The sequence below is a fragment of the Bacillus sp. JST-5 genome (genome assembly GCF_057747715.1).
Map to the genome: position 1 here is coordinate 1 of NZ_JBYLHW010000136.1, position 1,722 is coordinate 1,722.

2 protein-coding genes are annotated in these 1,722 nt (G+C 34.1%); one reads left to right on the top strand and one right to left on the bottom strand.

Features of this window, described 5'->3' with window-relative positions; genetic code table 11:
• Positions 1–167: 167 nt before the first annotated feature.
• The gene (locus AC3ASS_RS14120) at positions 168–1,172 is read left to right on the top strand and encodes a potassium channel family protein (RefSeq protein ID WP_488284143.1); all 1,005 of its coding nucleotides are present in this window, start codon (positions 168–170) and stop codon (positions 1,170–1,172) included.
• Here the strand turns inward: AC3ASS_RS14120 and AC3ASS_RS14125 are convergent.
• A complete protein-coding gene (locus tag AC3ASS_RS14125; RefSeq protein WP_488284144.1) occupies positions 1,169–1,576 on the bottom strand; it encodes a YugN-like family protein in 408 nt (135 codons plus the stop codon). The genes AC3ASS_RS14120 and AC3ASS_RS14125 overlap by 4 nt on opposite strands.
• Between the last annotated feature and the right edge of the window lie 146 nt (positions 1,577–1,722).

Consider the following 1,722-nt stretch of genomic DNA (forward strand, 5'->3'; position numbering starts at 1 on the left):
TTAGAAAATGATGAGCAAAAAAAGACAAACCCCAACTCAAATGAAGCATTTGAGTTGGGGTTTGTCGACAGTCTGAAGCGTACGATAAGTACGCTTTTTTACTTATATGTTATGAAATTTTGGTCGATACTTCTAAAATGTATATCAGTGAATGGGTGGGCAAATGAATGAACTGGCATATTCTCGTTCAATTTTTTCGGTTACCGTTTTTAATACGTGCATTAATATCGATTATGATTGTGATCACTTTGTTCGGATCCGTTATTCATTTTATCGAGCCAAAAAATTTTAAAACGATTTTTGATGGAATATGGTGGGCATTTATTACGATTGCAACGATTGGTTATGGTGATTATGTTCCAAAAACGAATTTTGGAAGAGTCATTGGCATGCTATTATTTCTTATAGGGGCAGGGATTATCTCCTCTTTTTTTATCGGTCTTGCCAATACCGCTTTTTCAAAAAATAATGCATTAAGAGAGGGGAAACTAATGTTTAAAGGAGAAAAACATTTAGTTATCATCGGTTGGAATGAACGTTCTAAACAACTTATTGAAAACTTACATTCCACCAATAAACAACAAACAATTGTCCTAATTGATCAAACTTTGCCGAAACACCCTTATTTTCCGGTAAATGATATCTTTTTTATCAGAGGAAACCCTACTACAGACGAAACATTGTTAAAAGCAAATATCTCAAAAGCCGATCAAGTAATTATTACTGCAGACCCAACAAAAAATGAACAACAAGCAGATATGTTGACTATTTTAACCATTATCTCTATAAAAGGATTGGCTCCAGACATCTATGTTATTGCAGAAATATTAACATCTGAACTTCTAAACAACGCCAAACGAGCAGGTGCAGATGAAATTATTCAGTCCAATACTCATACTAGTTATTTAATGGCTAATACAATCCATTCTCATGGTATGAGCGAGGCACTTATTACTATGCTTAATCAATTAAAAGGCAGTAAGATTCAATTGATAAAACCTGAAGATACGATGGTCGGAAAATCTTTTTTATCTTTGAGTGCTCAACTACTGGAAAAAGAAATTTTGTTAATTGGAATTAAAAGGGGGGAAGAATCGTTTATCAATCCTCCCCTCGGATTCATTTTACAAGATTCTGATCAATTATTAGTGATTTGTCATCGAAGTGCTTAAGATGATAAAAGTAAGTTTTCTACTTTTTCTACAAGTTTTTTTCCTTCTTCTACAAATTGCTCAGATACTATGCCATCTTTATCAATTGGTTTAGCAAATTGATCAAATGCACCTGAAATTGCTCCAGGTATACTAGATTCATCAATATCAATTTGATATACATGGGCTAAAACAAATGGTCGATCAAATTCAACAGTTACACCATTAGAGTCTAATTGCCCGTCAATAGCATGGAAAGGTAATCGTAAAAATTCATATTTCCCTTCATCGTTTAATTTATAGTCAAACGATCCATGATCGTAATCCCAATTTCCGCCTATTGTAAATCCAAGCGGTTTTAATAATTGTTCCAACTTATATAATTTGAAATGTTTCCCCTCTATTTTGGACGGAATCTCTATCATGAAATAAACTCCTTTCTCTTTTTTTATAGTTTGACCTTCCCCACTTTTTTTTATCAATCGAGTAGGAGGGGGTGACTAACCCCCGACCTCTCACACCACCGTACGTACCGTTCGGTATACGGCGGTTCAATTAAGTATGACGTAGA